This window comes from Sulfitobacter pacificus, assembly GCF_030159975.1.
GTDB lineage: Bacteria > Pseudomonadota > Alphaproteobacteria > Rhodobacterales > Rhodobacteraceae > Sulfitobacter > Sulfitobacter pacificus.
Genome location: NZ_BSNL01000001.1, coordinates 947,589 through 970,760 on the forward strand (window position 1 = coordinate 947,589; position 23,172 = coordinate 970,760).

21 protein-coding genes are annotated in these 23,172 nt (G+C 58.8%); 14 read left to right on the forward strand and 7 right to left on the reverse strand.

Annotated features, from left to right (window positions below):
* Positions 1–39 precede the first annotated feature (39 nt).
* A complete protein-coding gene (locus QQL78_RS04810; protein ID WP_284371072.1) occupies positions 40–276 on the forward strand; it encodes a hypothetical protein in 237 nt (78 codons plus the stop codon).
* Positions 277–279: 3 nt separating this feature from the next.
* Here the strand turns inward: QQL78_RS04810 and QQL78_RS04815 are convergent, their stop codons facing one another.
* Genes QQL78_RS04815 through ccmI form a run of 3 tightly spaced genes read right to left on the reverse strand, consistent with a single transcriptional unit; the run spans position 280 to position 2,218 of the window.
* Positions 280–513 carry a DUF1289 domain-containing protein gene (locus QQL78_RS04815; protein WP_284371074.1) on the reverse strand — a complete coding sequence of 78 codons (234 nt, stop codon included), beginning with the start codon at positions 511–513 and terminating at the stop codon, positions 280–282.
* On the reverse strand, positions 510–995 hold the full coding sequence (gene ruvX / locus QQL78_RS04820) for a Holliday junction resolvase RuvX (protein WP_284371076.1): 486 nt from the start codon (positions 993–995) through the stop codon (positions 510–512). Before ruvX ends, QQL78_RS04815 begins: the two co-directional genes overlap by 4 nt.
* Positions 992–2,218: a c-type cytochrome biogenesis protein CcmI gene (gene ccmI / locus QQL78_RS04825; protein ID WP_284371078.1), complete on the reverse strand. Its 1,227-nt coding sequence runs from the start codon at positions 2,216–2,218 to the stop codon at positions 992–994. The genes ruvX and ccmI overlap by 4 nt, the downstream gene beginning before the upstream one ends.
* Positions 2,219–2,476: 258 nt before the next feature.
* Here ccmI and QQL78_RS04830 point away from each other — a divergent pair, with 258 nt between their 5' ends.
* The 9 genes from QQL78_RS04830 to QQL78_RS04870 all read left to right on the forward strand — a co-directional run bounded on the left by QQL78_RS04830 (position 2,477) and on the right by QQL78_RS04870 (position 10,555).
* A complete protein-coding gene (locus QQL78_RS04830; RefSeq protein ID WP_284371080.1) occupies positions 2,477–3,721 on the forward strand; it encodes a sarcosine oxidase subunit beta family protein in 1,245 nt (414 codons plus the stop codon).
* Between the two features lie 94 nt (positions 3,722–3,815).
* Positions 3,816–4,064, forward strand: coding sequence for a hypothetical protein (locus tag QQL78_RS04835; RefSeq protein ID WP_284371082.1), 249 nt, complete (start codon positions 3,816–3,818; stop codon positions 4,062–4,064).
* 117 nt (positions 4,065–4,181) lie between these two features.
* Positions 4,182–4,514, forward strand: a complete 333-nt coding sequence (locus QQL78_RS04840; protein ID WP_284371084.1) for a sarcosine oxidase subunit delta — start codon at positions 4,182–4,184, stop codon at positions 4,512–4,514.
* Positions 4,515–4,578: 64 nt separating this feature from the next.
* Complete coding sequence (locus tag QQL78_RS04845) at positions 4,579–7,596, forward strand: sarcosine oxidase subunit alpha family protein (RefSeq protein ID WP_284371086.1); 3,018 nt, start codon at positions 4,579–4,581, stop codon at positions 7,594–7,596.
* Positions 7,589–8,158, forward strand: a complete 570-nt coding sequence (locus QQL78_RS04850) for a sarcosine oxidase subunit gamma (protein WP_284371088.1) — start codon at positions 7,589–7,591, stop codon at positions 8,156–8,158. The genes QQL78_RS04845 and QQL78_RS04850 overlap by 8 nt, the downstream gene beginning before the upstream one ends.
* A 111-nt stretch (positions 8,159–8,269) precedes the next feature.
* Positions 8,270–8,668 (forward strand): hypothetical protein, encoded by a 399-nt coding sequence (locus QQL78_RS04855; RefSeq protein ID WP_284371090.1) that lies wholly within the window; start codon positions 8,270–8,272, stop codon positions 8,666–8,668.
* Positions 8,669–8,687: 19 nt separating this feature from the next.
* Positions 8,688–9,101: a hypothetical protein gene (locus QQL78_RS04860; RefSeq protein WP_284371092.1), complete on the forward strand. Its 414-nt coding sequence runs from the start codon at positions 8,688–8,690 to the stop codon at positions 9,099–9,101.
* A 105-nt stretch (positions 9,102–9,206) separates the two neighbouring features.
* On the forward strand, positions 9,207–9,806 hold the full coding sequence (locus QQL78_RS04865; protein ID WP_284371094.1) for a superoxide dismutase: 600 nt from the start codon (positions 9,207–9,209) through the stop codon (positions 9,804–9,806).
* 293 nt (positions 9,807–10,099) lie between these two features.
* On the forward strand, positions 10,100–10,555 hold the full coding sequence (locus tag QQL78_RS04870) for a host attachment family protein (RefSeq protein WP_284371095.1): 456 nt from the start codon (positions 10,100–10,102) through the stop codon (positions 10,553–10,555).
* 272 nt (positions 10,556–10,827) lie between these two features.
* Here QQL78_RS04870 and QQL78_RS04875 read toward each other — a convergent pair whose 3' ends face one another.
* Complete coding sequence (locus QQL78_RS04875) at positions 10,828–11,388, reverse strand: LOG family protein (RefSeq protein ID WP_284371097.1); 561 nt, start codon at positions 11,386–11,388, stop codon at positions 10,828–10,830.
* Positions 11,389–11,490: 102 nt separating this feature from the next.
* On the opposite strand from QQL78_RS04875, the gene QQL78_RS04880 reads away from it, so the two are divergent.
* Together QQL78_RS04880 and QQL78_RS04885 are read left to right on the forward strand one after the other, a co-directional pair.
* Positions 11,491–13,026 carry a LysM peptidoglycan-binding domain-containing protein gene (locus tag QQL78_RS04880; protein ID WP_284371099.1) on the forward strand — a complete coding sequence of 512 codons (1,536 nt, stop codon included), beginning with the start codon at positions 11,491–11,493 and terminating at the stop codon, positions 13,024–13,026.
* Positions 13,027–13,120: 94 nt separating this feature from the next.
* A complete protein-coding gene (locus QQL78_RS04885) occupies positions 13,121–14,971 on the forward strand; it encodes an ABCB family ABC transporter ATP-binding protein/permease (protein WP_284371101.1) in 1,851 nt (616 codons plus the stop codon).
* A gap of 125 nt (positions 14,972–15,096) precedes the next feature.
* Here the strand turns inward: QQL78_RS04885 and QQL78_RS04890 are convergent, their stop codons facing one another.
* The 3 genes from QQL78_RS04890 to QQL78_RS04900 all read right to left on the reverse strand — a co-directional run bounded on the left by QQL78_RS04890 (position 15,097) and on the right by QQL78_RS04900 (position 20,774).
* Positions 15,097–15,552, reverse strand: coding sequence for a DUF302 domain-containing protein (locus QQL78_RS04890; RefSeq protein ID WP_284371103.1), 456 nt, complete (start codon positions 15,550–15,552; stop codon positions 15,097–15,099).
* Positions 15,553–15,639: 87 nt separating this feature from the next.
* The gene (locus QQL78_RS04895; RefSeq protein WP_284371105.1) at positions 15,640–19,530 is read right to left on the reverse strand and encodes an efflux RND transporter permease subunit; all 3,891 of its coding nucleotides are present in this window, start codon (positions 19,528–19,530) and stop codon (positions 15,640–15,642) included.
* The gene (locus QQL78_RS04900; RefSeq protein WP_284371107.1) at positions 19,527–20,774 is read right to left on the reverse strand and encodes an efflux RND transporter periplasmic adaptor subunit; all 1,248 of its coding nucleotides are present in this window, start codon (positions 20,772–20,774) and stop codon (positions 19,527–19,529) included. Before QQL78_RS04900 ends, QQL78_RS04895 begins: the two co-directional genes overlap by 4 nt.
* 228 nt (positions 20,775–21,002) lie before the next feature.
* Here QQL78_RS04900 and QQL78_RS04905 point away from each other — a divergent pair, with 228 nt between their 5' ends.
* Together QQL78_RS04905 and QQL78_RS04910 are read left to right on the forward strand one after the other, a co-directional pair.
* Complete coding sequence (locus tag QQL78_RS04905) at positions 21,003–21,704, forward strand: hypothetical protein (RefSeq protein ID WP_284371109.1); 702 nt, start codon at positions 21,003–21,005, stop codon at positions 21,702–21,704.
* Between the two features lie 67 nt (positions 21,705–21,771).
* A complete protein-coding gene (locus QQL78_RS04910; RefSeq protein ID WP_284371111.1) occupies positions 21,772–23,142 on the forward strand; it encodes a PQQ-like beta-propeller repeat protein in 1,371 nt (456 codons plus the stop codon).
* Positions 23,143–23,172 lie beyond the last annotated feature (30 nt).

The following is a 23,172-nucleotide window of genomic DNA, read 5'->3' on the forward strand; positions in this document are numbered from 1 at the left end:
ACTGATCCCAACAAACGCGACATGACAGGACCAAGTAAAATGACAGCAATTATCACAGGTGCAGCGGGCAGTATCGCATATTGGGAAAGTGCTTCCCGTCCGATGGCACAGCGGGCATTTGGCACTGATGGTTCTTTTCAACAGACCAGCCAGACGCGCTTTGCAAGCCTGAGCGCCTTTGCCGCCAATAGCAACCATGCGCCATCGCATCTTGATTGGGCGGACTCATGGGACGCAGGCGTTGATTTCCTTTTTAGGATCGCGGGCGCGCGTTAAGCGTTACTTTCGGGCCAGCCGTGCCGCACGTCCACCGCGACGTTTGGTGATCTGACCGGCACGTGCCGGCAATTCTGCCATGATCTCGCGACGCGCTTCGGGTGTCATGCGGGACCAGCTGCCAATCTCCTCAATGGATCGCAGACAACCGGTGCACAATCGCGCCTCGGGGTGTATCACGCAGATCTTGACGCAGGGGCTTTCGACCTCCTCGCGCTTCCAGACCTCATCACTCATCTTGCGCTTCCTTCTCTGCGCAGCACCGCCAACCGGTCCAGCACCCCTTGCAGGATATACCCGGCTGCTACGTGATCAATCACCTCTGCGCGACGTTTGCGGGATGTATCCGCCTCCAACAGGGCACGTTCAGCGGCCACAGTGGAAAGACGTTCATCCCAAAAGGTGATGGGCAGCGGTGTTATCTTGTCAAAGTTTCGGGCAAATGCGCGGGTCGACTGGCAGCGCGGCCCTTCCGACCCATCCATATTGCGCGGCAGGCCCAGCACCAGCCCACCTATGTTACGATCCGCAATGATCTCGGCAAGGCGCACCGCATCGACGCCGAATTTCTTGCGCCGCACGGTTTCCAGCGGGGTTGCAACACTTAGAAAACTGTCAGACACGGCCACACCAATGGTTTTCTCGCCCAGATCAAGCCCAATCAATGCCTGCATCGGCGGCAGGGCAGCGACAAAATCGGCCATCTCTTCAAAGATCATTCCGCAACCCCCGCCTGAGAACCCGCCGCGCGGATGACATCCAAGGCACCGGGATTACCCTCAAACACCTCGATGGCGTTGTTAAAGATGGCGAGCGCCTGATCCGGATTGCCCATCACCGCCAGTGAAGTGATCAGCCGCGCCCAGTCCTGTGGTGGCCCGCCTTCTGTTGCCAGCCGGTTCGAGAGCCCCTCAACCATACCGCCAATCATCTCCATCCGTTCTTCATTCGTCATTTCTGATGCGGCTTCGATGTCCTCAACCGAGGGACCGGGGGCTGCGCCTGCGCCGATCGCGGGAACGGTATAGTTGACACCTGCCAGATAGGCGACTTCCTCGATCTGCGACAGGATGGGCGCAATCCATGCGGCATCTTCGGGACCACGGCGCAACAGGGCGTCCCACAGCCGGAACCCGATGTCAGGCCGCCCGGTCTGCACCATCATCAATCCTAGATAATAGCGCGCGCGCTCCTCGGTTTCGTCCCGTGTCAGAGCGGCGCGAAAGGCCACTTCCGCCTCTGGCGATACATAACCACCTGCAGCCAGTACCAGAAGTTCACCGAAATCGGTGATATCCTGCGCTGTCGCTGCATCCCCCTTGATGCGCAGCACTTGTTCCTGCGCATCTGCTGCTGCCGCAAAATTCCCGATCCGCGCTTCGTTTTCAGCCAGCAGCTTATTGCCCTGTAAATCTGTCGGTCGATTGGCAACGGTTTCGCGCAGCTGTGCCATCAGATTGCGAAACTCATCCGTGACAGTATCAAGCGGGGTGAACGGTGGCAGGCTGTCCACAGCGGTCTGCTGATCCGGGCGGTTTTCGCGCATACGCTCGGCAAAGGCGATCCGATCCGCCAACGCCAGGTCACCATAGCCCGGCTGTCCCAATTGGGCGTAAACCGCAAGGGACCCGCCAATCACGGCAAGGGCGATAACGATGACAAGGGGCCGTCCGGGGGCCGTGCCAGTTGATGCTTTGGCGCGTGATCCGGCGTCTGCCGCCAGAATCCGGCGGGAAATTTCTGTGCGGGTGCGTTCGGCATCCTCTGCCCCCAGCACCCCGCGCGCCACGTCACGCTCTACATCTGCCAGTTGATCCCGATATACCCCAAGATCATATTCCACTGCATCGCGGCTCTGCTCGTTTTGCTGGCGCAGCAATGCACGGCCCAGAATGGCCACAACAAGCACCGACATGGTTGCACAGATCATCCAAAAAATCATGTCACGTCCAATTCACCCACGGGCTGTTACCCGCTCCCATGTGTCTATGCCCTGCGCCCCGGCGACAAAAGGGGGCAATTGCCCTGCAGACTGCGACAAAGGCAGCACCCGCTCTCGGCTATTGCAGCGGATGTCGTAAAATTGATAGTAAATGCCGTGGCCAGTATCCTTTTTTCCGCTGATCCGGCCAGAAGAGGGGCTGAGGGGGCGGTGCCGCACTCCAAACGGGCCACTGCGCTGCTTTCAGGGATTTGTGATATGAAAAAATACTCCGTCTTTGCCGTCGCCCGCGAGGCCATGCGCCATCACATCGGATGGGACCGAGCCTGGCGCGATGCACAGCCCAAGGCGAAATATGATGTCATCATCATCGGGGCAGGCGGGCATGGTCTGGCAACGGCCTATTATCTGGGTAAGAATTTCGGCATCACCAATGTGGCGATCCTTGAAAAGGGCTGGCTGGGCGGCGGCAACACCGGGCGCAACACCACCATCATCCGCTCGAACTATTTGCAGGACCCCTCTGCCGCGATTTATGAAAAATCGCGTTCGCTTTATGAAACCATGTCGCAGGATTTGAACTACAACGTGATGTTCAGCCCGCGTGGCGTGATCATGCTGGCGCAGACCGAACATGAGGTGCGCGGCTACAAACGCACCGCCCATGCCAATGCCCTGCAAGGGGTGCCGACCGAATGGATCACGCCGGAACGGGTGAAAGAACTCTGTCCGATCATGAACATCGATGGGCCGCGCTATCCGGTTCTGGGCGGGCTCTGGCAGGCGCGCGGCGGGACCGCACGCCATGACGCGGTGGCCTGGGGCTATGCCCGCGCCTGTTCCGACATGGGCATGGATGTGATCCAGCAATGCGAGGTCACCGGCATTCAACAGCAAGGCGGCAAGGTCACCGGCGTCACCACAAACAAGGGCGATATCGCCTGTGACAAGCTTGGCATGGTTGTCGCGGGGCATTCGGGTCACCTCGCGGATATGGCGGGTTTCCGTCTGCCAATTGAATCCGTGGCGTTGCAAGCATTGGTGTCGGAACCGATCAAACCGGCGATGGATATTGTGGTGATGGCCAATACCGTGCATGGCTACCTGTCACAGTCCGACAAGGGCGAGATGGTGATTGGCGGCGGCACCGACGGCTACAACAATTATACCCAACGCGGCTCTTTCCACCATATCGAGGAAACCGTGCGCGCCTTGATCGAAACCTTCCCGATGCTCTCGCGGCTCAAGATGCTGCGCCAATGGGGGGGGATTGTGGATGTCACCGGCGACCGTTCGCCGATTCTGTCCAAAACGCCGGTCGAGAATATCTTCATCAACTGCGGCTGGGGCACCGGCGGTTTCAAAGCCATCCCCGGTTCCGGCTGGGCCATGGCCGAACTGATGGCTAAAGGCCAGTCGCCCCTGACCGATGCCTTTGGGCTGGAGCGGTTTGTTGAGGGCCGCTTTATCGATGAAAGTGTTGCCGCAGGGGTGGCACATTGATCCGCTTTGCCAAAAATATTTTCAGCCGGACAGGGAACCAACCCTGCCTGACCTGTGTTGATAGCCCAATAGTTAGATTGAAAGGCTCAACACAATGGCAGATCCAGATCATACCGTTTCTGAACACAACACAACCACCACGACCACCACAAGCGGCGGTGCCGGCATGGGCGTCATCGTCGGGGCGCTTGTCGTGGTCGTCGCTGTGCTGGCGTATTTTGTGCTTGGTGGCGATGCGCCATCAGAAGGTGCAAATGACGTCAACATCACCATCGAAGGTGCCGGCGATGCCGTCGAAGGGGCTGCGGAAGCCGTCGAAGACGCCGCTACGCCAAGCGAATAACACCACCATAAAAATTTATGACCGATGGGCTGGCCTCTTTGCAGGGGCCAGCCCTTTTGCGTCCGCGGTGTCCTTTGTCACCCGCCGCCTCTCCCTTTCTGTCACCGGAGCTGTCCCATGTTGACCATCCATTGCCCCAACTGCGGAATCACCGCCGAGGAAACCGAATTTCACGCCCATGGTGAGGCGCATCTGAAACGCTTTGGCCCCGGGTCAACCGATGATCAGTTTGAATCCTATCTGTTCATGCGCAAAAACCCCAAGGGGGTGCATTTTGAACGCTGGCGCCATCAGAATGGCTGCGGCAAGTGGTTCCACATCGCCCGCTGCACCATGACCCTTGAAGTTTTCGGCAGCTACTCGGCCCAAACCTATACGCCGCCCCAAGAGATCATCGAGAAAATCCAACACCGCCGTCCAGACTGGTCAGCAGAGGCAGACGCATCATGAGCTATCCCCTCTTTTTGGCCTTATATACTGTCCGCACTTTCCTCTCGCGCAAAGGGCAACCTACATGAGCACCCGTCTTGCCACACCCGGTCGTCTTACCGATCAAAGCAAACCGCTGAATTTCACCTTCAACGGCAACAACATGCGCGGCTATGCCGGTGACACGCTGGCCTCTGCACTTTTGGCCAATGATCAGATGCTGGTGGGGCGTTCGTTCAAATACCACCGCCCGCGTGGCATCGTGGCTTCCGGCCCCGAAGAGCCCAACGCGCTGGTAAACCTCGGCGATGAGGGCCGGTTCGAACCCAACCAGCGGGTCACCACCACAGAGCTTTTCGAAGGGCTTTCTGCGGCCAGCCAGAATCACTGGCCCAGCCTTGAGTTCGACGTGGGCGCGATCAACAAACACCTTAGCCGCTTTCTACCGGCAGGTTTCTATTACAAGATGTTCATGTACCCGCGTGCCTTCTGGAAACATGTCTATGAACCGGTGATCCGTCATTCCGCCGGTCTTGGCAAAGCGCCCAAGGCCCGCGACGAAGACACCTACGAACATTTCTATGCCTTCTGCGATGTGTTGATTGTCGGTGGTGGTGTGGCCGGATTGCAGGCGGCCCTGACCGCCGGGCGTGCCGGTGCGCGTGTGATCCTGTTTGAACAAAGTGACCATTGGGGCGGGCGCGCACCCGTGGATGGGGGGATCATCAACGGCGGCTCGGTGGACCAATTCATCGAGGAAACCCTTGCCGCCTTGCGCGCCATGGACAATGTGACCCTGCGTCTGCGCACCATGGGGGCAGGGGTCTATGATCATGGCTATGCCCTTGGCTATGAACGGCTGAGCGATCACACACCGGGAGCGGCAGGGCCGCGTCACCGGCTGTGGCGGGTACGTGCCGCGCAGATCATCACCGCAACGGGGGCGATCGAACGTCCGCTGAGCTTTGCGGGCAATGACATTCCAGGGGTCATGCTGGCCTCTGCGGTGCGCGATTATGTGGTGAACTACGGGGTTTCTGTCGGGGATCGCACCGTGGTGGTCACCAACAACGACAACGCCTATCTGACCGCAATTGCGCTGAAACATGCAGGCCTTGACGTGCCGGTTATTCTGGATGCCCGGGTCCTGCCGGAAGATCGCGGTCTGGTGGAACAGGCCAAGGCCCTGGGCATTCGTGTCATGATGGGCCATGCGATTTCTTCGGTCAAAGGCGGCAAGCGCGTGACCGGGGTGAGCATTTGTTCGCAAGCTGGTGAGGGCGCTGTTCTGGAAGAGATCGCCTGTGACGCGGTTGCCATGTCTGGCGGCTGGTCACCGGTGGTGCATCTGTGGTCCCATTGCGGTGGCAAACTACGCTGGGACACGACACATGCCTGTTTCTCGCCAGATGTGGACAACCCGCCAAAAGGTGTGGATGGCATGGGGTTTGTGACTCCCGCCGGGGCGGCCTCGGGCATGTTTGCGCTGGATGATGTGTTGCATGACGCTTTTGCGGCGGCTGAAGGTGTGGTGACCTGTCTGGACATGAAACTTCCGAAAGACGTGGCGTCTCCCGTGGCCGAACGGCGCGAGGAATCACCAATGGCACCGGTATGGATGATGCCGCAGGGGGCAAGCGCCAAGCTGCGCGAAAAAGCCTGGCTGGATTATCAGAATGACGTCAAGGTTTCCGATGTTCGGCTGGCCGCACAGGAAGGTTTTGTCAGCGTTGAACACGCCAAGCGCTATACCACACTTGGCATGGCCACAGATCAGGGTAAGCTCAGCAATATCAACGGGCTGGCAGTTCTTGCGGGCGCAATGGACAAAGATATTCCATCGGTCGGCACCACCACCTTCCGTCCGCCATATCACCCGATTTCGCTGGCTTCGATTGCAGGTGAAGCCAAGGACCACGTGTTTCAGCCGATCCGCCGCACCCCTTTGCAAGACTGGCATGATGCCAATGGTGCGGAATACGAACCGGTTGGCCAATGGCGCAGGCCCTATGCGTTCAAACGCGGTGCGGAAACCACCCATGATGCGGTGATGCGCGAGGTAAAGAACACCCGCGAGAAGCTGGGGCTGCTGGATGCTTCGACCCTGGGCAAGCTGATTGTCAAAGGGCCGGATGCGGGCAAATTCCTCGATATGATGTACACCAACATGATGTCGACGCTGAAACCTGGCAAATGCCGCTATGGTTTGATGTGCAACGAAAACGGTTTCCTGATCGACGACGGCGTTGTGGCGCGGATTGATGAGGACACATGGCTGTGTCACACCACCACCGGCGGTGCCGAAACCATTCACGCCCATATGGAAGAATGGTTGCAGACCGAATGGTGGGACTGGCAGGTCTATGTCGCCAATGTCACCGAGCAATACGCACAGGTTGCCGTTGTTGGTCCGAATGCACGCAAGGCGCTGGAAAAACTGGGCGGCATGGATGTCTCCAAAGAGGCGCTTGGCTTTATGGAATGGGTCGATGGCACCCTTGGCGGCTTTAACGTGCGGGTCTACCGGATCTCCTTTTCGGGTGAACTCAGCTACGAGATTGCGGTTGATGCCAGTCACGGGCGGGCGTTCTGGGATGCGCTGATGGCTGTCGGCGCAGATCTTGGCGCGATGCCCTACGGCACTGAATGTCTACATATCTTGCGGGCCGAAAAGGGCTTTATCATGATCGGGGACGAAACCGACGGCACCGTGATCCCGCAGGATCTGGGGTTGGGCTGGGCGATCTCGAAGAAGAAAGAGGATTATCTGGGCAAACGTGCGCAAGAGCGCAGCCATATGACCGACCCGAACCGCTGGAAGCTGGTAGGGCTGGAAACCGTCGATGGCTCAACCCTGCCGGACGGGGCCTATGCCGTGGCAGAAGGCACCAACACCAATGGCCAGCGCAACACTGAGGGGCGGGTCACTTCGACCTATCATTCGCCAACGCTGGGCAAGGGCATTGCGATGGGGCTGGTGCTTAATGGGCCGGACCGCATGGGCGAGGTGCTGACCTTCCCCGGCACCGATGGCAAGGACTATAAGGCCAGGATCGTGAACCCGGTGTTCTATGATGTGGATGGGGAGAAGCAGAATGTCTGAGCCAATGACCGCCCTGAACGGGGCCAGTGACACATCCGGCATCGCCACAATCACGGAACTGGGACCACGCGGTATGATCACCCTGCGCGGCGACCTTTCGGCGAAGCCCATCGTCAAGGCGGCCGTTGCCGCAGGCGGTGTGACCCTGCCCGAACAGGGACATTGCGCCACCGAAGGGAGTGGCGGGATGGCATGGATGTCACCGGACGAGCTGTTGATCCTCTGTGAGTATGACAGGGCGCATGACATTCTGGCGGATCTGCGGGGCAAACTGGTCAAACATCACGCTTTGGCGGTCAATGTCTCTGACGCCCGCGCGGTATTTCAGGTTACCGGACCGCATGTGCGCGAGGTGATGGCGAAACTGTCGCCGGTCGATATGCACCCCGAACAGTTCAACGGCACCATGTTTCGCCGCACACGGATCGCGCAAGTGCCCGCTGCCTTTTGGATGCCAGACGGTGAAACAGTACAGATCATTTGCTTCCGCTCCGTCGCGCAATATGTCTATGACGTATTGAACATGGCGGCACAGGATGGCTCCGCTGTGGGTGTATTCTGATCGCAGGGGTGGCAGGCCCATCTTACGCGGGCCTGCGCCGCACCCCATTGTGATTTGCCGGAAGGCCGAAGCCTGCTAGGCTTGCCCGCATTATTATGTGGAGCAATTTTTATGAAACGTTTTTGGATCGGGATGGCGTTTGCCGTCCTTCCCCTGCAAGTGCTGGCGCAAACCTATGAATGCACTGCGGTAAAACAAGGCTCGGGTGGTTGGGTCGCGGATAAGGTTTTTGTTCAGATCGATAAGGCAACAGGGAAGGCCTCCGCTTACGATACCTTCATCAAACAGTCGCACAATGGACCTATCCCGGTGACGATGGAACAGAACAGCGAGACGGTTTTCACCCTAAGCTGGAAGCTGCGAAATGTAGAAACCCAAAACGAAGGCCGCAGCGTTCTGAGCCATAGTTTACTGCTGGACACCGCCGCGCAGAGCTTTGCAATCAAGGGGCGGTTGCATGGATATGACAATGTGATCCGCGGCAGTGGCACCTGTCAGCAGATAAAGTAACGAGGCATTTGTTTTGTTGATGAAATTTCTGACCGGCCTGGGGTTTTTGCTTGCATGGCCGGCCCTTGCCTGGTCTGCGTCCGGCTATCTCTATGACTGCGACATGCAGGATATCGAACGTGGCCGCGGCTGGGTCTCGCCTAAGATTGCGATCATCGTGACCCCGGATGGTGTGGTAACTGTGGTGGATGCGCTGACGCTGACATTTGCAACCGCGCCGGTGCGGGCAAACGTGCTGCGCGACAATGACAAACGGCTGATTGTGAAATGGTCCTTGCAAAATGTGCGGGCGGATTCAGGTCGTAGTTTTGCAAATTTCGACTATCGCGCCTCGATCACCAAACGCACTGGTCAGGTGGAGTTGACTGCCGGACCGCGTACCTTCGATGCCGGCCTGCGTGGGGCTGGCACCTGTGTCAGGCGCACACAATAGGGTGAAACCACTATTATTGGCAGGTTTCCTGCGGGCTGACCTTGACGAACCCCCCTTGCGCCCTTCATTTGAAGGCAAGGATTTAAACTTCAAGGAGGCCCAGAAATGGCTTTTGAACTTCCCGATCTTCCCTATGCCCACGACGCCCTTGCTGCCAAAGGCATGAGCGCCGAAACGCTGGAGTTTCACCACGACAAGCACCACAATGCCTATGTCACCAACGGTAACAAGGCGATTGAAGGCACTGAATGGGCTGGTAAATCCCTCGAAGAGATCATCAAAGGCACCTATGATGCCTCAGCCGTGGCGCAGAATGGTATCTTCAACAACATCAGCCAGTTGTGGAATCACAACCAGTTCTGGGAAATGATGGGCCCGGGCGACAATGCCATGCCGGGCGAGCTGGAAAAGGCCATCGTGGAAAGCTTTGGTTCCGTCGACAAGATGAAAGACGAGTTCAAAGCAGCGGGTGCTGGTCAGTTTGGTTCCGGTTGGGCATGGCTGGTCAAGGACAGCGATGGCGGTCTGAAGGTGACCAAGACCGAAAACGGCGTGAACCCGCTGTGCTTTGGCCAGACGGCGCTTTTGGGGTGTGATGTCTGGGAGCATTCCTATTACATCGATTTCCGCAATGCGCGTCCTGACTACCTGTCGAACTTCCTCGACAATCTGGTGAACTGGGAAAACGTCGCCTCGCGCCTGTAAAGGCTGCGCCGCGGACAAACGACCCTTCGAAAATGAAATGCCCCGCAGCTTTGCCGCTGCGGGGTTTTTCTTTGGAACCACCATGCCTTGTCGGGGTTTTCTTACTGACGACACCAGAGACCGGGCGGCGGACGTGACAGCCGTCAAGGGCAACAAACCCGAGTTGCCGGCTGAAGGGGGTATTCAAACGGGGCAGGGCGTTCATCCCATCGCCGTGGGGTGGCCCCGGATGGAACAAAGGAACCCATACAGTTGGTCGCAGGTGAAACGAAACCAAATAACGGAGAACCCGCATGACAAAGTTGAAGAACGGCACATGGGTACTGATCGCCGATGGCGAAAAAGCCCTGTTTTTGCAAAATCAGACCGACAGTGAAGATCCGTTCCTGGAAGTGTTCCGCGAGGAAGAGCAGGAAAACCCACCCAACCGTGAACAGGCGGCAAACCGGCGTGGTCGGTTCAACGATGGCCCCTCTGTTCACCGCTCTGCGGTAGATGACACGGATTGGCACCAGCTGGCAAAGGATCGATTTGCTGGGGAACTGGCCGATATCCTCTACAAGAAAGCACATGCCGGTGCATTTGAGCAGATCGTTCTGGTCGCACCACCCGGCACTTTAGGAGAATTGCGCCAGCAACTGCATCAGGAAGTGACGGATAAGGTGATCGGTGAGATTGACAAAACACTGACCAATCATGCGCTTGATGACATTGAAAAGATCGTGGTGAAGGAACTGCAGGCCGCCTAGGCACGCGGGTTCGCTTCCATGCGCAAGCTTGGGTGGGGCGCTGTGGTGTATTTGCCACAGCGCCCCATGTCCCAATTAGGTGAAGTATGGATTTGAAACAGGGGCCTTTGACGCAGGGGAGTCGCCCTGTTGCATGGGTTTCCATGCGTAATGATCAGGTGGAATCTGGGCCGCTTGAAGGGGATGTGCGCTTATTCAGGGGACGGTTGTCCTGCTGGCAATCCGGGGCGGGCTGTGAGGCATACAGGTGCAGAGCGCGCAGGAAATACCGTTTAGCTATCTGTCCCGAAAACACCTTCCAAGGCATGTAAGGCACCGGCGGCATCATCCACCATTGTCACAAATCCCAGAACCGAGGCATCGGCAAATCCACTGTCGACGATATGGTTCATCAAAGACATCAATTTAGACCAATATCTATTTGTATTCACGATATAAATCGGCTTCTCATGCAGGCCCAACTGACGCCAGGTCAGCACCTCAAACAACTCGTCCAGCGACCCGGCACCACCGGGTAAAACCACCACTGCGTCACAGTTCATGAACATGACTTTCTTACGTTCATGCATGGTCTCGGTCACCACATAGGTGTTCAGATCGGTCTTGCCGATCTCCCGGGCCACCAGGTGCTGGGGGATTACGCCAAAGGTTGTGCCGCCTGCCGCCTGCACACTGCGTGCCACCGTGCCCATCAATCCGACATCACCCGCACCATAGACCAGCCGCATCCCGGCCTGCGCGATACCGCGGCCAAGCGTTTCGGCGTCATGGGTAAAAGCGGGATCTTTGCCGGGGCGTGAGCCGCAAAAGACACAGACAGATTTTTGAGACATAACGCGGGCCTTTTGGATAATAATTGTACTGCAGCGCGGGACGTGTTTTGACCCCTGTTAGCCTGCTTGCTAATAAGGCTCAACCTTTCGGGATGGTGTGGAATGCGCAATTTCTTTGCAAAATTTGGTGGTGGTTCGGGAGGGCCGGTTGTTGCGGGCCTATGCGTGCTTCTGCTTGCGGCTGGCTTTTACCTCCAATCGGGGCGCAATCAGCTTGTCACCCCGGTGGAGACAGCAGCGCCGCAAAGTCCCAAGGCGGTAGATCCGGCTGGCGACACTTCGGTGGTGTCGAAAGCTGTTTCTGAACAACCTGCTGCCGATCCAGCAGTCGAAAAGACTGAAGAGCCAGCAGAGGTTCCAGCGGTACAGCCTGAAACGACCCAGACGGAAACACAGGCGGCGCGAGCCGCAGATCAGGAAGCGACAGCCGAGGCGGCACCCGCCTTTGATGAGGTGCGCCGGGATGCGGATGGTGTAACCGTCATCGCAGGCCGCGCGGCCCCCGGTGCAGAGGTCAGTGTGTTGCAGGACGGCAAGGTGATCGCCAGCGCCAAGGCCGATCGCACGGGCAAATTCGCAACCATCGCAATGATCGCGCCAGATGGGCAGGGCCATGTGCTTAGCCTGCTGGCGCAGGGAGCAGGGGTAGCACAGCCTTCGCAAGGGGAGATCATCCTTGCACCGGCAGCTCCTGTTGTCGCTGCCGCTGTTGATACCGCAGGTCCCGAGACAGAGGTGGCCGATACCGCTCAACAAGATAGCGCCGCGCCTGCACTGGCGCAGCTATCGCAAACGCCTGATCCTGCGCGCCCCTCGCAGTTGGGTGACACGTCACCGGCCAATGAGGAAGGAACGGCCCTGACGGCAAGTGCAAGTGATCCACAGCCGCAGGTGCAATCGGGTGAGGCGGCCACACCCCCAGCCTCCGCCAATGCTTCGGAAGCGGACACCACAAACCCGGCATCCATTGCTGCCTCTACGGAAACCGAAACGCCGGCGAAGGTGACAGCCGCGCTTGACTTGCAGCAGGCAGATACACCGCAAGCGCCCGCGCCGGTGACATCCAGTCCCGATATCAGCGTGACAGAGGGCACCCCAGCACCACCCAAGGTGGCGGTTCTGAAATCAACGGCGACAGGGGTTGAGCTGTTGAACACGGCTCCGCCGGAAGCGATGACAAATGTGGCCCTTGATACCATCAGCTATTCCGATGTGGGCGAGGTTCAGCTGGCAGGGCGGGCACAAAGCAATACCGCTTCGGTCCGGGTCTATCTGGACAATACTTCGGTGATTAACCTGCCTGTGGATGAGCAGGGGCGCTGGCGTGGTGAATTGCCGGATGTGGACGAAGGGGTCTATACCCTGCGGGTGGACGAGGTATCTGACACGGGCAAGGTGACAAGCCGGGTGGAAACACCGTTCAAACGTGAATCCACTGACGTGCTTGTGGCCGCAGCGGCGCAACAGGACGGCCCGATTTCGGCAATCACCGTGCAAGAGGGCGCGACGCTTTGGGCGATTGCACGTGCGCGCTACGGCGATGGCGCGCTTTACGTGCGGGTGTTTGAGGCAAACAGCAAGGCGATCCGCGACCCTGATCTGATCTATCCGGGGCAGGTTTTTGATCTGCCGGACTGAGGCTCATTTGCGTGGCACCTGACGGAATTCTCTACGGCGACTGGCAACCGCTGCCGCGCAAGACTATGTAGCGTTCAAAGAGACAGGAACCTGCATGCCCAGCGATACAAGCCAAGCCGCACCTCAAGCGACATCTAAACCACCCCTACAGCCCCCCGACATTGATGCCGAAGAACGCCAGTCCGGCTTTCTGGTGCTGCGCAAAGTGGCCCCCTATCTGTGGCCAGCAGATATGCCATGGGTCAAACGGCGGGTGTTATGGGCGATGGCAGCGCTGTTCATCTCCAAATTGGTATCGGTGATTACACCGCTGTTTTACCGTGACGCGGTGGATGCGTTGGCGGGCGAAGGTGTGCCGATGGTGGCGATTGGCGCGATTGGTCTGACGGTGGCCTATGGGATGGCCCGTCTGATGACTGTGGGGTTCCAGCAATTGCGCGATGCGGTGTTTGCCCGTGTTGGTCAACGCGCCCTGCGGATGCTGGCGCTTGAAACCTTTGAGCATATTCACCGTCTCTCAATGCGCTATCACATCACCCGCAAGACTGGCGGGTTAAGCCGGATCATCGAACGCGGTGTGAAAGGTGTGGAATTCCTGCTGCGATTCTTGCTGTTCAACATCGGGCCGCTGATCCTTGAGTTGTTGATGATCGGGGCCGTGCTGACCTATCTGTTTGACTGGACCTACCTTCTGGTCGTGGCGGTGACCATCGCGCTATATGTCTGGTTCACTTTTGCCATCACCGAATGGCGCGTGCGCCAACGCCGCCAGATGAACGCCGCGGATACGGATGCCAACCAAAAGGCCGTCGACAGCCTGCTGAACTATGAAACGGTGAAATATTTCGGCGCGGAGGGGCGCGAGGCGGCGCGCTATGATCGCGCAATGGCCGGGTATGAAGAGGCTGCAATCAAGACCAGCCTGTCCTTGGCGTTCCTGAATTTCGGTCAGTCGCTGATCATCACCGCGGGTTTGGTGGCAGTGATGGTGATGGCCGCGATTGGTGTGCAGAACGGCACGTTGAGCGTGGGGGATTTTGTCATGGTGAACGCCTATATGGTGCAGATCACAGTGCCGTTGAATTTTCTGGGGACCGTCTATCGCGAGATCCGTCAGGCGCTGGTGGATATGGGCCAGATGTTCGGCCTGCTGGAACAACCGGCCGAGATTTCCGACAAGAAAGATGCGGCGGAGCTGCAGGTGACCGGCGGTCAGGTCACGCTGGAGAATGTACATTTCGGATATGACCCGGACCGCGCCATTCTGAAGGGTGTCACCCTTGAGGCGAAACCGGGTGAAACCGTCGCGATTGTCGGATCTACCGGTTCAGGCAAATCGACCATCGGGCGGTTGCTGTTCCGGTTTTATGATGTTGGATCCGGGGCGTTAAAGATTGACGGGCAGGATCTGCGTGATGTGACACAGCTGAGCCTGCACCGTGCGATTGGTGTGGTGCCGCAGGATACGGTGCTGTTCAACGATACCATCGGCTACAACATCGGCTATGGACGTGAGGGGGCAACGCAGGCTCAGATCGAAGCGGCAGCACGGGATGCGCAAATACATGATTTCATTGTGGGTCTGCCAGATGGCTATGACACCACTGTAGGCGAACGCGGGCTAAAACTCTCGGGGGGCGAAAAGCAGCGTGTGGGTATTGCGCGCACCTTGCTGAAAGACCCGCCGATTCTGTTGTTGGACGAGGCGACATCGGCGTTGGACAGCGAGACGGAGCATGAAATTCAGGACGCGTTGAACCGCGCCGGACAGGGGCGCACGGTGCTGACCATCGCGCATCGTCTCAGCACCATCGCCGAGGCGGACCGGATTGTTGTGCTGGAAAAAGGTGAGATCGTCGAGCAGGGCACCCATGATGATTTGCTGGCCCAAGACGGGCGTTATGCGCAGCTATGGCACCGTCAGCAATCCGAAGATCAGGCGTAGCTGCCGAGGCAACCCGCGCCGACAAACGCGGCTGGTGCGTTTGTCGGCGCGGGTGTTTTTGAGTTTAGGGGCAAGATGAAGGGCATGGGTGCTGCCTCATCTTGCCTGTTGCGTGCGATGTCAGCTTAGTCTTGCGCGATTGCTTTTGACGTCAGCTTGTCCAGTGCTCCGGTCATCATCTGGATGTATTTGGCATCCTTGGGCAATCCGTGGGCCTCTGCCAGGGTGGCGGGGCTGTGATAGGTGAGATGTACCACCCCTTCACCATCCGCATATGCCAGCACCCGCAGCGGCAGGTCCAGCCCGGCGGTCTGCCCGTCCAGCATCGCGGGCGTGCCGAGTTTGGGATTGCCAAAGATCAATAATTCCGTCGGGCGCAGCTCCATATCGAGCTTGGCCGCCCCAGCGGCATGATCCACCCGGGCAAAGATCGTGGCACCGGCACCTTCAACAGCAGCGGCAAGGCGGTCCATGGTAAGCGTCACGGAATGCGGGCTGACCTTGTTGATCAGATCGGCGGCATGGGCGGGCAGGGTTAGGGCAGCCCCGGTCAGGGCGGCGATCACTGTGTTGCGGATCATGGCAGGCTCCTTTGGTAAAGCCTCGTGATCCTAGCCAAATCAATCGCAGATGTGAGGGGGGAGGCGCTCACATCTGCTTGATCAGCGTTATTCGGCTGGTGACAGCGGGGATGCAGAGGTGGAGGCCTGTGCCGGTTGTGTTGACGCCAAAGTATCCGTATCCCAGATGATCTCCTCTGCCATGCGGCGGCGCGTGTCACGTTGCAAGGCCCAGTCGCGGGCGGCCTTGCTGGCACGGCCCATCGACATTTTAGCCAGCAGGCGGGCGATCCAGCGGATATAGGTTGTAGCCCAGACACGGATCGCCAGCATCGAGGGGGTGACCAGCAGGGTCAGCGCCGTGGCAATGCCAAGGCCGAACACCACCGCCGTGGCCAGCTGTTTCCACCACAGGGCGGTCGGGCTGTCGATGGTATAGCCTCCTTCGGCAAAATCGAGGCTCAGGCCGAACATCATCGGGGCCAGCCCTGCCATGGTGGTGATGGTGGTCAGCAATACCGGGCGGATGCGGGCCTGTGCGGTGCGGATGATCGCCTCGATCCGGGGCATGTAGCGTTCGTATTCCTGATAGGTGTCGATCAGAATGATATTGTTGTTCACCACAATGCCGGCAAGGGCGACAATCCCGGTACCGGTCATGATGATCGAAAAGGTCTGATCCATCACCAGCATGCCGATCAGCACACCGGTGGTTGACAGAACCACTGCCAGCAGCACCAGCACGGAATTATAGAAAGAGTTGAACTGCGCCAGCAGGATGATGAACATCAACCCCAGTGCCGCAGTGAAAGCAGAGCTGAGGAAGGCCTGACTTTCTGCCTGATCTTCCTGATCGCCGGTCCATTCCGTTGTCACACCAAAGGGCAGCGGTTTTTCATCCAGCCATTTGGTGATTTCCGCGATCCTCTCGTTCGGGTTGATCGGCAGCAGACGCAGCGCGCCCGCCTCGATCTCCGCCACAAGGTCGGTACCACGTGCGGCCTCGGTGCGCTGGGTGATCTTGAACGCGGTGCCGTCTGCGGTGGTGATATCGGCGTCATTTCCAGCAGGGCGCAGGGTGGCCAGCGTTGTGTCAACGTCGACACCGTCAATGCGGGTGGTTTTGACCACCTTCATCAGCCCCGGTGCCACATCCGCTTTGACATCCAGATAGCGTTTTTGATCCACGCGGTTGATCTCTGCCAGCTTGGGCACAGGGGTGCGGGTGATAAAGTTGCTGAGCGGGATCAACCCATCCAGCGTGCGCACCTTAAGCGTGTCCAATGTGCTAAGTACGCGGTCGTCTTCGGGCAGGCGTACACGGATTTCGATTTCCTCATCCGAGCTTTCCACCCGCATCGTATCCAGCAGCAGCCCGCGCGTGACCAGCTGTACCATCGCGCCCACGGCAACCACATTTGCGCCATAGCGGCCGGCCTTTTCCACATCCACATCAATCTGCCAGTCAATGCCGGGCAGGGGGCGTGTGTCCTCGATCAGGGTCAGGCCCGGGACCTCTTCGAACTCTGCCCGTACCTGCGCCGTTGCGGACATCAAATCGTCAAAACTGTCGGATTTGATCCGCAGATGCACCGGCTTGCCAGAAGCGGGGCCCATCGCAAGGTTCAGGGTTTCTGTTCTGATCCCAGGCAATGCCGCAAGTTGTTCGCTCAGCTCTGCGATGATGACATCACCGTCATAGGCCGGATCCTGGGTGGTGCGGTTGATGTCAAATCCCAGCAGCGGCACGGTAAACAGCGGGGTCACTTTCTCTGGCCGGTCTTCCCAGGGGATGGTTTCGAGTTGAATGCGGCCAATGGTGTCCTTGGGCGATTGCGCGCCGCCGGTATTGTTGTTCAGCCCACCTTCGCCGGCAAAGGCAAAGGCCGTTTGAATGCCGGGGTGTTTCAGAACAATCTCTTCGGCCTGTTTTAGAAGCTTGTCCTTTTCATCCAGTGACAGGTTGCCGCGCGCCAGCACATAGACGATGGCTTGCTCCGGCTCGGATTCCACAAAGAACTCAACCCCTTTGGAGTTATTGCCAAAGAAGATCATCACCGTGCCGACAAAGACAAAGACCACCCCGGCGGTGACCAGCGGCATCGCCGGGTTGCCCACCAGCAGCGCCATCAAACGGCCAAAGCCGTTGCGCCGATACCCGGCTTCGATGCGGTCCGGGGGGCTGCGGAACAGTTTTGCAGTGATCCAGCGGCCCCCGCGCCCAGCACGGGTGAAGACACCAAAGAAAGCCAGCAAGGCCATCATGCCACCGGCCAGCCCAATGGTGAGCAAGGCCACCAGAGCCACAACACAAAGAAAGACGGCTACGAAGGTCGGAATCACCGAACCCAGCACATTCAACCCGTCCATGGCAGCAAACTGTGATGAGATGACACCAAAAAGCGGTTCCATCAGCGACATCGGCAACATGATCATGACCAGCGCCAGCGGAAACAGCAGCAGATGCAGATACCAGCGCAGACCGGCGATGGCTTCCATATTATCCGCCATCCAACGTTCCAGCCGCCCGGTCACCCCGCCCATAACGGGCAGATAGATCAGGGCCACCACCAGAGAGGCAGACAGAACAAAGATCAATGTCACCGGCAGCATGCCCATGAACTGCCCCGGCACACCGGGCCAGAACAGCATCGGCAGGAAGGCACAAAGCGTGGTCGCGGTTGAGGAAATGATCGGCCAGAACATCCGCTTGGCCGCTTCGGTATAGGCCTGCATCGGGCCATCACCCTGTTGCTGACGCGCATCCGCATATTCGACCACCACAATGGCCCCGTCGACCAGCATGCCGACCGCAAGGATCAAGCCGAACATCACGATGTTGGAGATGGAGATGCCCATCAAGGCAAGGAAGGCAAAACACAGCAGGAAAGATGTCGGGATGGCAAAGCCGACCAGCAGCGCGGCGCGGATGCCAAGGGCAGCCAGCACCACGATCATCACCAGCGCAATGGCGGTAAAAACCGAACCAAGGAGCTGCTGCACCATCGAATCCACCACCCGGCTTTGGTCGTTCGAGGTGCCGACCGTGACCGCCGCCTTTAACCCGTCCGGCCAGTTGGCGGAACGCTCTGCCACAATCTCTTTCACCAGTTTGGAGGTATCGATCAGGTTGTAACCTTTGCGTTTCACCACCTGAAGCGCCAGGGTCTTTTCACTGTTGAAACGTGCGGTTCCTTTGCGATCTTCAAAGGTCAGGTTGATCTGCGCCAGATCACCCAGAGTTACCACACGATCGCCATTGATCTTGACGGGCAGGGCATAGACATCACGCGGTTCGCTGAAGGAAGAGGGGATCTTGACCGCAAACGCCCCTTGGGCGTTTTCGATCTCGCCCGCGGCAATCAGCTGGTTGTTGTTCTGAACGACATTGATCAGTTCATCGGCTGTGACGTTATAGGCTTCCAGCCGCAAGGGATCGATGATCACCTCAAGCATTTCATCCCGGTTTCCGGCAAGACCGGCCTCAAGCACGGCGTCCAGCCCTTCAAGGTCATCCTGCAGGTCACGCGCCACACGCGCCATGGTGCGTTCCGGTACGGGGCCGGTCAGATTGACGATGATGATGGGAAATTCGGAAAAGTTGATCTCGTTGATCGAGTATTTTTCATACCCGTCCGGGAACAGGTTTTCCGCTGTTGACATGGCATCGCGCACATCGGCCATGATTTTGGTCTTGTCCCAGCCGAATTCAAACTCCAGCGCCACACCGGCATAGTTTTCCGCCGCCGTGCCGGACATTTTTTTCAGCCCGTCCAGATCGGATAGTTCGGTTTCCATCGGTTTGACCAGTAGGGTCTCGCTGTCCGCCGCAGAAATGCCGGGGAATTGAACCGAGACAAACAGTGCCGGAATTTCAATGTCCGGCTCACCTTCCTTGGGCAGGGTGGAATAGGCATATCCGCCGACGACAAGGCTGAGCAGGATAAAGGCGACAACCATCCGGGCACGCGAAGCGGCCCAGTCAACGATACCAGTCATTGTGATACCTCTTCCCATGTCGGTGCCACGGTGACCCCGGCGGTGACATACTCCTGTCCGACCACAATCACATCTGCGGTCTCCGGCAGGCCGGTGACCCAGACGCCCGACGCGGTGTCGCGCATGATGCCAACCGGGGCGAAGGCCACAACCGCTTCTGCATCAACCAGCCGCACACCCAGATCACCCTCGTCATTCAGCGTCAGGGCGGATTGCGGGATCAAATGGGCCTTCACCCCGGCCGATGCGATGACGATTTCAACGGTTTGGCCGTCGCGGATGCTCAGGTCGGTGTTGGACACTTCGATTTCGGCCCGGAACGTGCGTGTTTGCGCATCAGCAGAGCGCGACAGAAAGGTCACTTTGCCAAAGACCTCGCGCCCGCCTGCGGCCAGCCGCGCGGCAGCCTGCGCGCCCAGTTTAACACGGTTCACTTCGGTTTCCGGGACAAAACCGATGAGTTTGATCGGGTCCAGCTGTATCACAGTGGCGCAAAGCGCACCGGGCTGCAAAAGACTGCCCAGTTCGGCGGTATCGCTTTCCAGCAGGCCGCTGAAGGGGGCGGAAATGACCAGACGTTCGATCTCTTTCTCGGCGGTTGCAACGGCGGCAGTGGCCGATTCGATGCCAGAGCGGGCAGCAGACAGGCCAGAGGTGGCGCTGCTGACGCCTGCTTTGGCGGTTGCCGTAGCCGCATCCGCCCCGGCGACACGGGTCTGGGAGGCAAAGCCGTCCTTGCCCAGACGGGAGGCGGCGTTCTGGTTGATCTCGGCCTCCTGCAGGCGGGCGCGGGCCTCTTCAACGCGGGCTTCAGCCTCTGGCAGGCGCGATTGTGCTTCGGACAGTCGGGCGCGGGCCTCTTCCAAGGCGGCCCCTCGGGTGCCCGGATCCAGCACACACATAGCGTCCCCGGCCTCAACACGCGTGCCTTTGCGCAACGGCTCGGATGTCACAATCGCCGAGGTCTCGGAGCGCACATCAACCTGTCGTGCGGCCTCGGTTTCGCCGCGCAGGATGACCGCGCTGTCGACTTCTTGTCCCTGAACCTTGCGCACCAGAACCTTGACCCGTTTCTCGGGGGCGGCCTCTGGTGTGCTGCTTTCTTCGTCGGGTGCAGGCATCTTGCCCACGGCGGCTTCGGCCTCTGAGCCGCCGAACAGCGCCGCAAGCTGGGGGCGTGCCAGAATGGACATCGCAAGAATGACTGTAAGTGCCACAGCGGCCAGGATTGAGAAAAAGCGCATGTAGGACCCTCGTATCACATCTGACGGGTACCTTACCCGACGTCGCTAGGTGCTATGTAATGCAAGACAACTGAACTAACTAGTTTAGATATTAAATTTTTTGCACTTCCAGCACAGACCATTGGAATTTTGCTGCAATGCTGGGCAAAGCGGTGCATGCAGGCGGGACTTGGCTTGCCCGCCGCCACAGGATAAGAGGGGCCAAACACTGGGGTACGGGGCGCGTTCATGAGCAACACAGACGGTTTTGTTGAAGAGGTAAACGAAGAGGTCCGCCGGGATCGCCTTTACGGTCTGCTGCGCCGCTATGGCTGGATCGCGGTGCTGGCGATTCTCGCGATTGTTGGCGGGGCGGCCTATTCCGAATACACCAAGGCGCAGAACCGTGCGCAGGCCGAAGGGCTGGGGGATGCGATGCTCGCCGCCCTTTCTGTCGATAATCGATCTGATCGTGTGGCTGCATTGGCTGAAATCGAAGCTCCTACTGCACTGTCTTCAGCGGTGCTGGATATGATGACCGCCTCTGCGCAGGTTGAAGCGGGTGACGCTCAGGCGGCGGCGGATACGCTGAACGCCTTGGCCGTGAATGGCGAGGTGCCGGAAATCTACCGTCAGGTTGCCGCCTTCAAGGCGATGACCCTGAATGGTGCGGATGTGCCCGCTGAAGAACGACGCCAAATGTTCGCAGGCATGGCGCAACCGGGCAATCCGCTGCGCCTGCTGGCCGAAGAGCAACTGGCGCTGATCGAGATTGAAACCGGGGATGTGCAAGCGGCCATCGCGGCCTATCAGGCTATTGTCGATGATGCCGAGGTGAGCTCAGACTTGCAACAACGCGCCCTACAGGTAATTGTGGCCTTGGGCGGCGAGCCTGTGGTGCCAAATTCAGCTGATTTGACCCCCAGCGGCGACGTCATCCAAGGCAACTAATCGACGACCCTGCATTGGCCAAGGCCAAAAGGGTAAAAGAGCGAGTAAGCATAAAGTGAGCAGGGCCATGACATATTCGACGGTGTTCGGGACGGTATCGGGAAAGGCAAAACTCTGGGGGCTGCCCGTGTTGGCGGCGACCCTGTTGCTTGGTGCCTGTAACGAACGCGAGGATTATCTGCCGGGGCCGCGCGAAGACGTCAGCGCAGTGTTGCAAAACACTACGCTGGTCGCTGCGGATGTAGACCGAGGCCAGCAAGAGAACACCAGCCGCCCGATCTCGCTTGGCGCAGCCCAGAACAACGCCAGTTGGACACATGCAACGGGCACCGCGAAATACCGTGTATCCCACCCTGCACTGCGCAGCGCACCGCAGCTGGCATGGTCGGCTGACATTGGCGACGGTGACAGCCGCCGCTACCGCATTACTGCAGATCCCGTTGTAGACGCGGGCCGCGTATTTACCTTGGACGCGGGCGCACAGGTGACAGCGACCTCAACCTCCGGTGCAACGCTGTGGACCCGCGATCTGACACCTGCCAGTGACAAACAGGGGCAGGGATCTGGCGGTGGCCTGGCAGTACAGGGTGACACCTTATACGTCTCTATCGGGTACGGGGTTCTGGCGGCGCTGGACGTTGCCACAGGTGGCATCCGCTGGACGCAGGACCTTGATGCCTCCGGTTCTGGCGCGCCCACGGTTTATGGTGATCTGGTCTATCTCACGGCAGGCGACGGCACGGGGTGGGCCGTGAACAAGACCGATGGCCGGATCGAATGGCAGACCAGCGGCAGCAGCAGCGCAAACAACGTCTTGGGCACCCCTGCACCGGCGGTGACTGACCAATTGGCAATTTTTTCGTATGGTTCCGGTGAAATTCAGGCGGTGTTCCGTCAAGGTGGCCTGTCGCGCTGGACCTCTGCCGTGCTGGGCAAACGGCCCGGGCGCGCCTTGTCGTCAATCTCTGATGTGACCTCCGCACCGGTGATCTCTGGCAATCGGCTGTTTGCGGGCAACCAGTCCGGTCGCCTGTCTGCGCTCAACCTTGGCAGCGGCGACAAGATCTGGACCGCGCGGGATGGGGCCATTGGTCCGGTCTGGCCAGCCGGGGGCAGCGTATTTGTGATCTCTGACCTGAACGAGCTTCTGCGCCTTGATGCCTCTGACGGCAGCCGGATCTGGGGTGTGCCCCTGCCTAATTTTGTAAAATCGCGACCAAACCGCCAGTCGGAAATCTTTACCCACCATGGTCCGGTTGTGGCCGGAGGCCGTGTGATCGTGGCGTCAAATGATGGCATGCTGCGCAGCTTTGATCCGGTGAACGGTGCGCTGGCTGGCAGCGTCGAGATCCCCGGCGGAGCGACCACTGCGCCGGTTGTGGCGGGCGGCACCCTATATGTGGTTTCGCGCAAAGGCCAATTGCTTGCTTTCCGTTGATCGCGAAATGGTCTAAAGGCCAAGCTTGAT

Excerpts from the sequence above, each read along its gene's own strand:
- QQL78_RS04880 (WP_284371099.1), top strand. The coding sequence starts at position 11,491 with ATGCGCAATTTCTTTGCAAAATTTGGTGGTGGTTCGGGAGGGCCGGTT.
- QQL78_RS04845 (WP_284371086.1), top strand. The coding sequence starts at position 4,579 with ATGAGCACCCGTCTTGCCACACCCGGTCGTCTTACCGATCAAAGCAAA.
- QQL78_RS04860 (WP_284371092.1), top strand. The coding sequence starts at position 8,688 with ATGAAATTTCTGACCGGCCTGGGGTTTTTGCTTGCATGGCCGGCCCTT.
- QQL78_RS04835 (WP_284371082.1), top strand. The coding sequence starts at position 3,816 with ATGGCAGATCCAGATCATACCGTTTCTGAACACAACACAACCACCACG.
- QQL78_RS04890 (WP_284371103.1), bottom strand. The coding sequence starts at position 15,552 with ATGATCCGCAACACAGTGATCGCCGCCCTGACCGGGGCTGCCCTAACC.
- QQL78_RS04855 (WP_284371090.1), top strand. The coding sequence starts at position 8,270 with ATGAAACGTTTTTGGATCGGGATGGCGTTTGCCGTCCTTCCCCTGCAA.
- QQL78_RS04875 (WP_284371097.1), bottom strand. The coding sequence starts at position 11,388 with ATGTCTCAAAAATCTGTCTGTGTCTTTTGCGGCTCACGCCCCGGCAAA.
- QQL78_RS04815 (WP_284371074.1), bottom strand. The coding sequence starts at position 513 with ATGAGTGATGAGGTCTGGAAGCGCGAGGAGGTCGAAAGCCCCTGCGTC.
- QQL78_RS04865 (WP_284371094.1), top strand. The coding sequence starts at position 9,207 with ATGGCTTTTGAACTTCCCGATCTTCCCTATGCCCACGACGCCCTTGCT.
- QQL78_RS04830 (WP_284371080.1), top strand. The coding sequence starts at position 2,477 with ATGAAAAAATACTCCGTCTTTGCCGTCGCCCGCGAGGCCATGCGCCAT.
- QQL78_RS04850 (WP_284371088.1), top strand. The coding sequence starts at position 7,589 with ATGTCTGAGCCAATGACCGCCCTGAACGGGGCCAGTGACACATCCGGC.
- QQL78_RS04900 (WP_284371107.1), bottom strand. The coding sequence starts at position 20,774 with ATGCGCTTTTTCTCAATCCTGGCCGCTGTGGCACTTACAGTCATTCTT.
- ruvX (WP_284371076.1), bottom strand. The coding sequence starts at position 995 with ATGATCTTTGAAGAGATGGCCGATTTTGTCGCTGCCCTGCCGCCGATG.
- QQL78_RS04810 (WP_284371072.1), top strand. The coding sequence starts at position 40 with ATGACAGCAATTATCACAGGTGCAGCGGGCAGTATCGCATATTGGGAA.
- QQL78_RS04885 (WP_284371101.1), top strand. The coding sequence starts at position 13,121 with ATGCCCAGCGATACAAGCCAAGCCGCACCTCAAGCGACATCTAAACCA.
- QQL78_RS04895 (WP_284371105.1), bottom strand. The coding sequence starts at position 19,530 with ATGACTGGTATCGTTGACTGGGCCGCTTCGCGTGCCCGGATGGTTGTC.
- QQL78_RS04840 (WP_284371084.1), top strand. The coding sequence starts at position 4,182 with ATGTTGACCATCCATTGCCCCAACTGCGGAATCACCGCCGAGGAAACC.
- ccmI (WP_284371078.1), bottom strand. The coding sequence starts at position 2,218 with ATGATTTTTTGGATGATCTGTGCAACCATGTCGGTGCTTGTTGTGGCC.
- QQL78_RS04870 (WP_284371095.1), top strand. The coding sequence starts at position 10,100 with ATGACAAAGTTGAAGAACGGCACATGGGTACTGATCGCCGATGGCGAA.
- QQL78_RS04905 (WP_284371109.1), top strand. The coding sequence starts at position 21,003 with ATGAGCAACACAGACGGTTTTGTTGAAGAGGTAAACGAAGAGGTCCGC.
- QQL78_RS04910 (WP_284371111.1), top strand. The coding sequence starts at position 21,772 with ATGACATATTCGACGGTGTTCGGGACGGTATCGGGAAAGGCAAAACTC.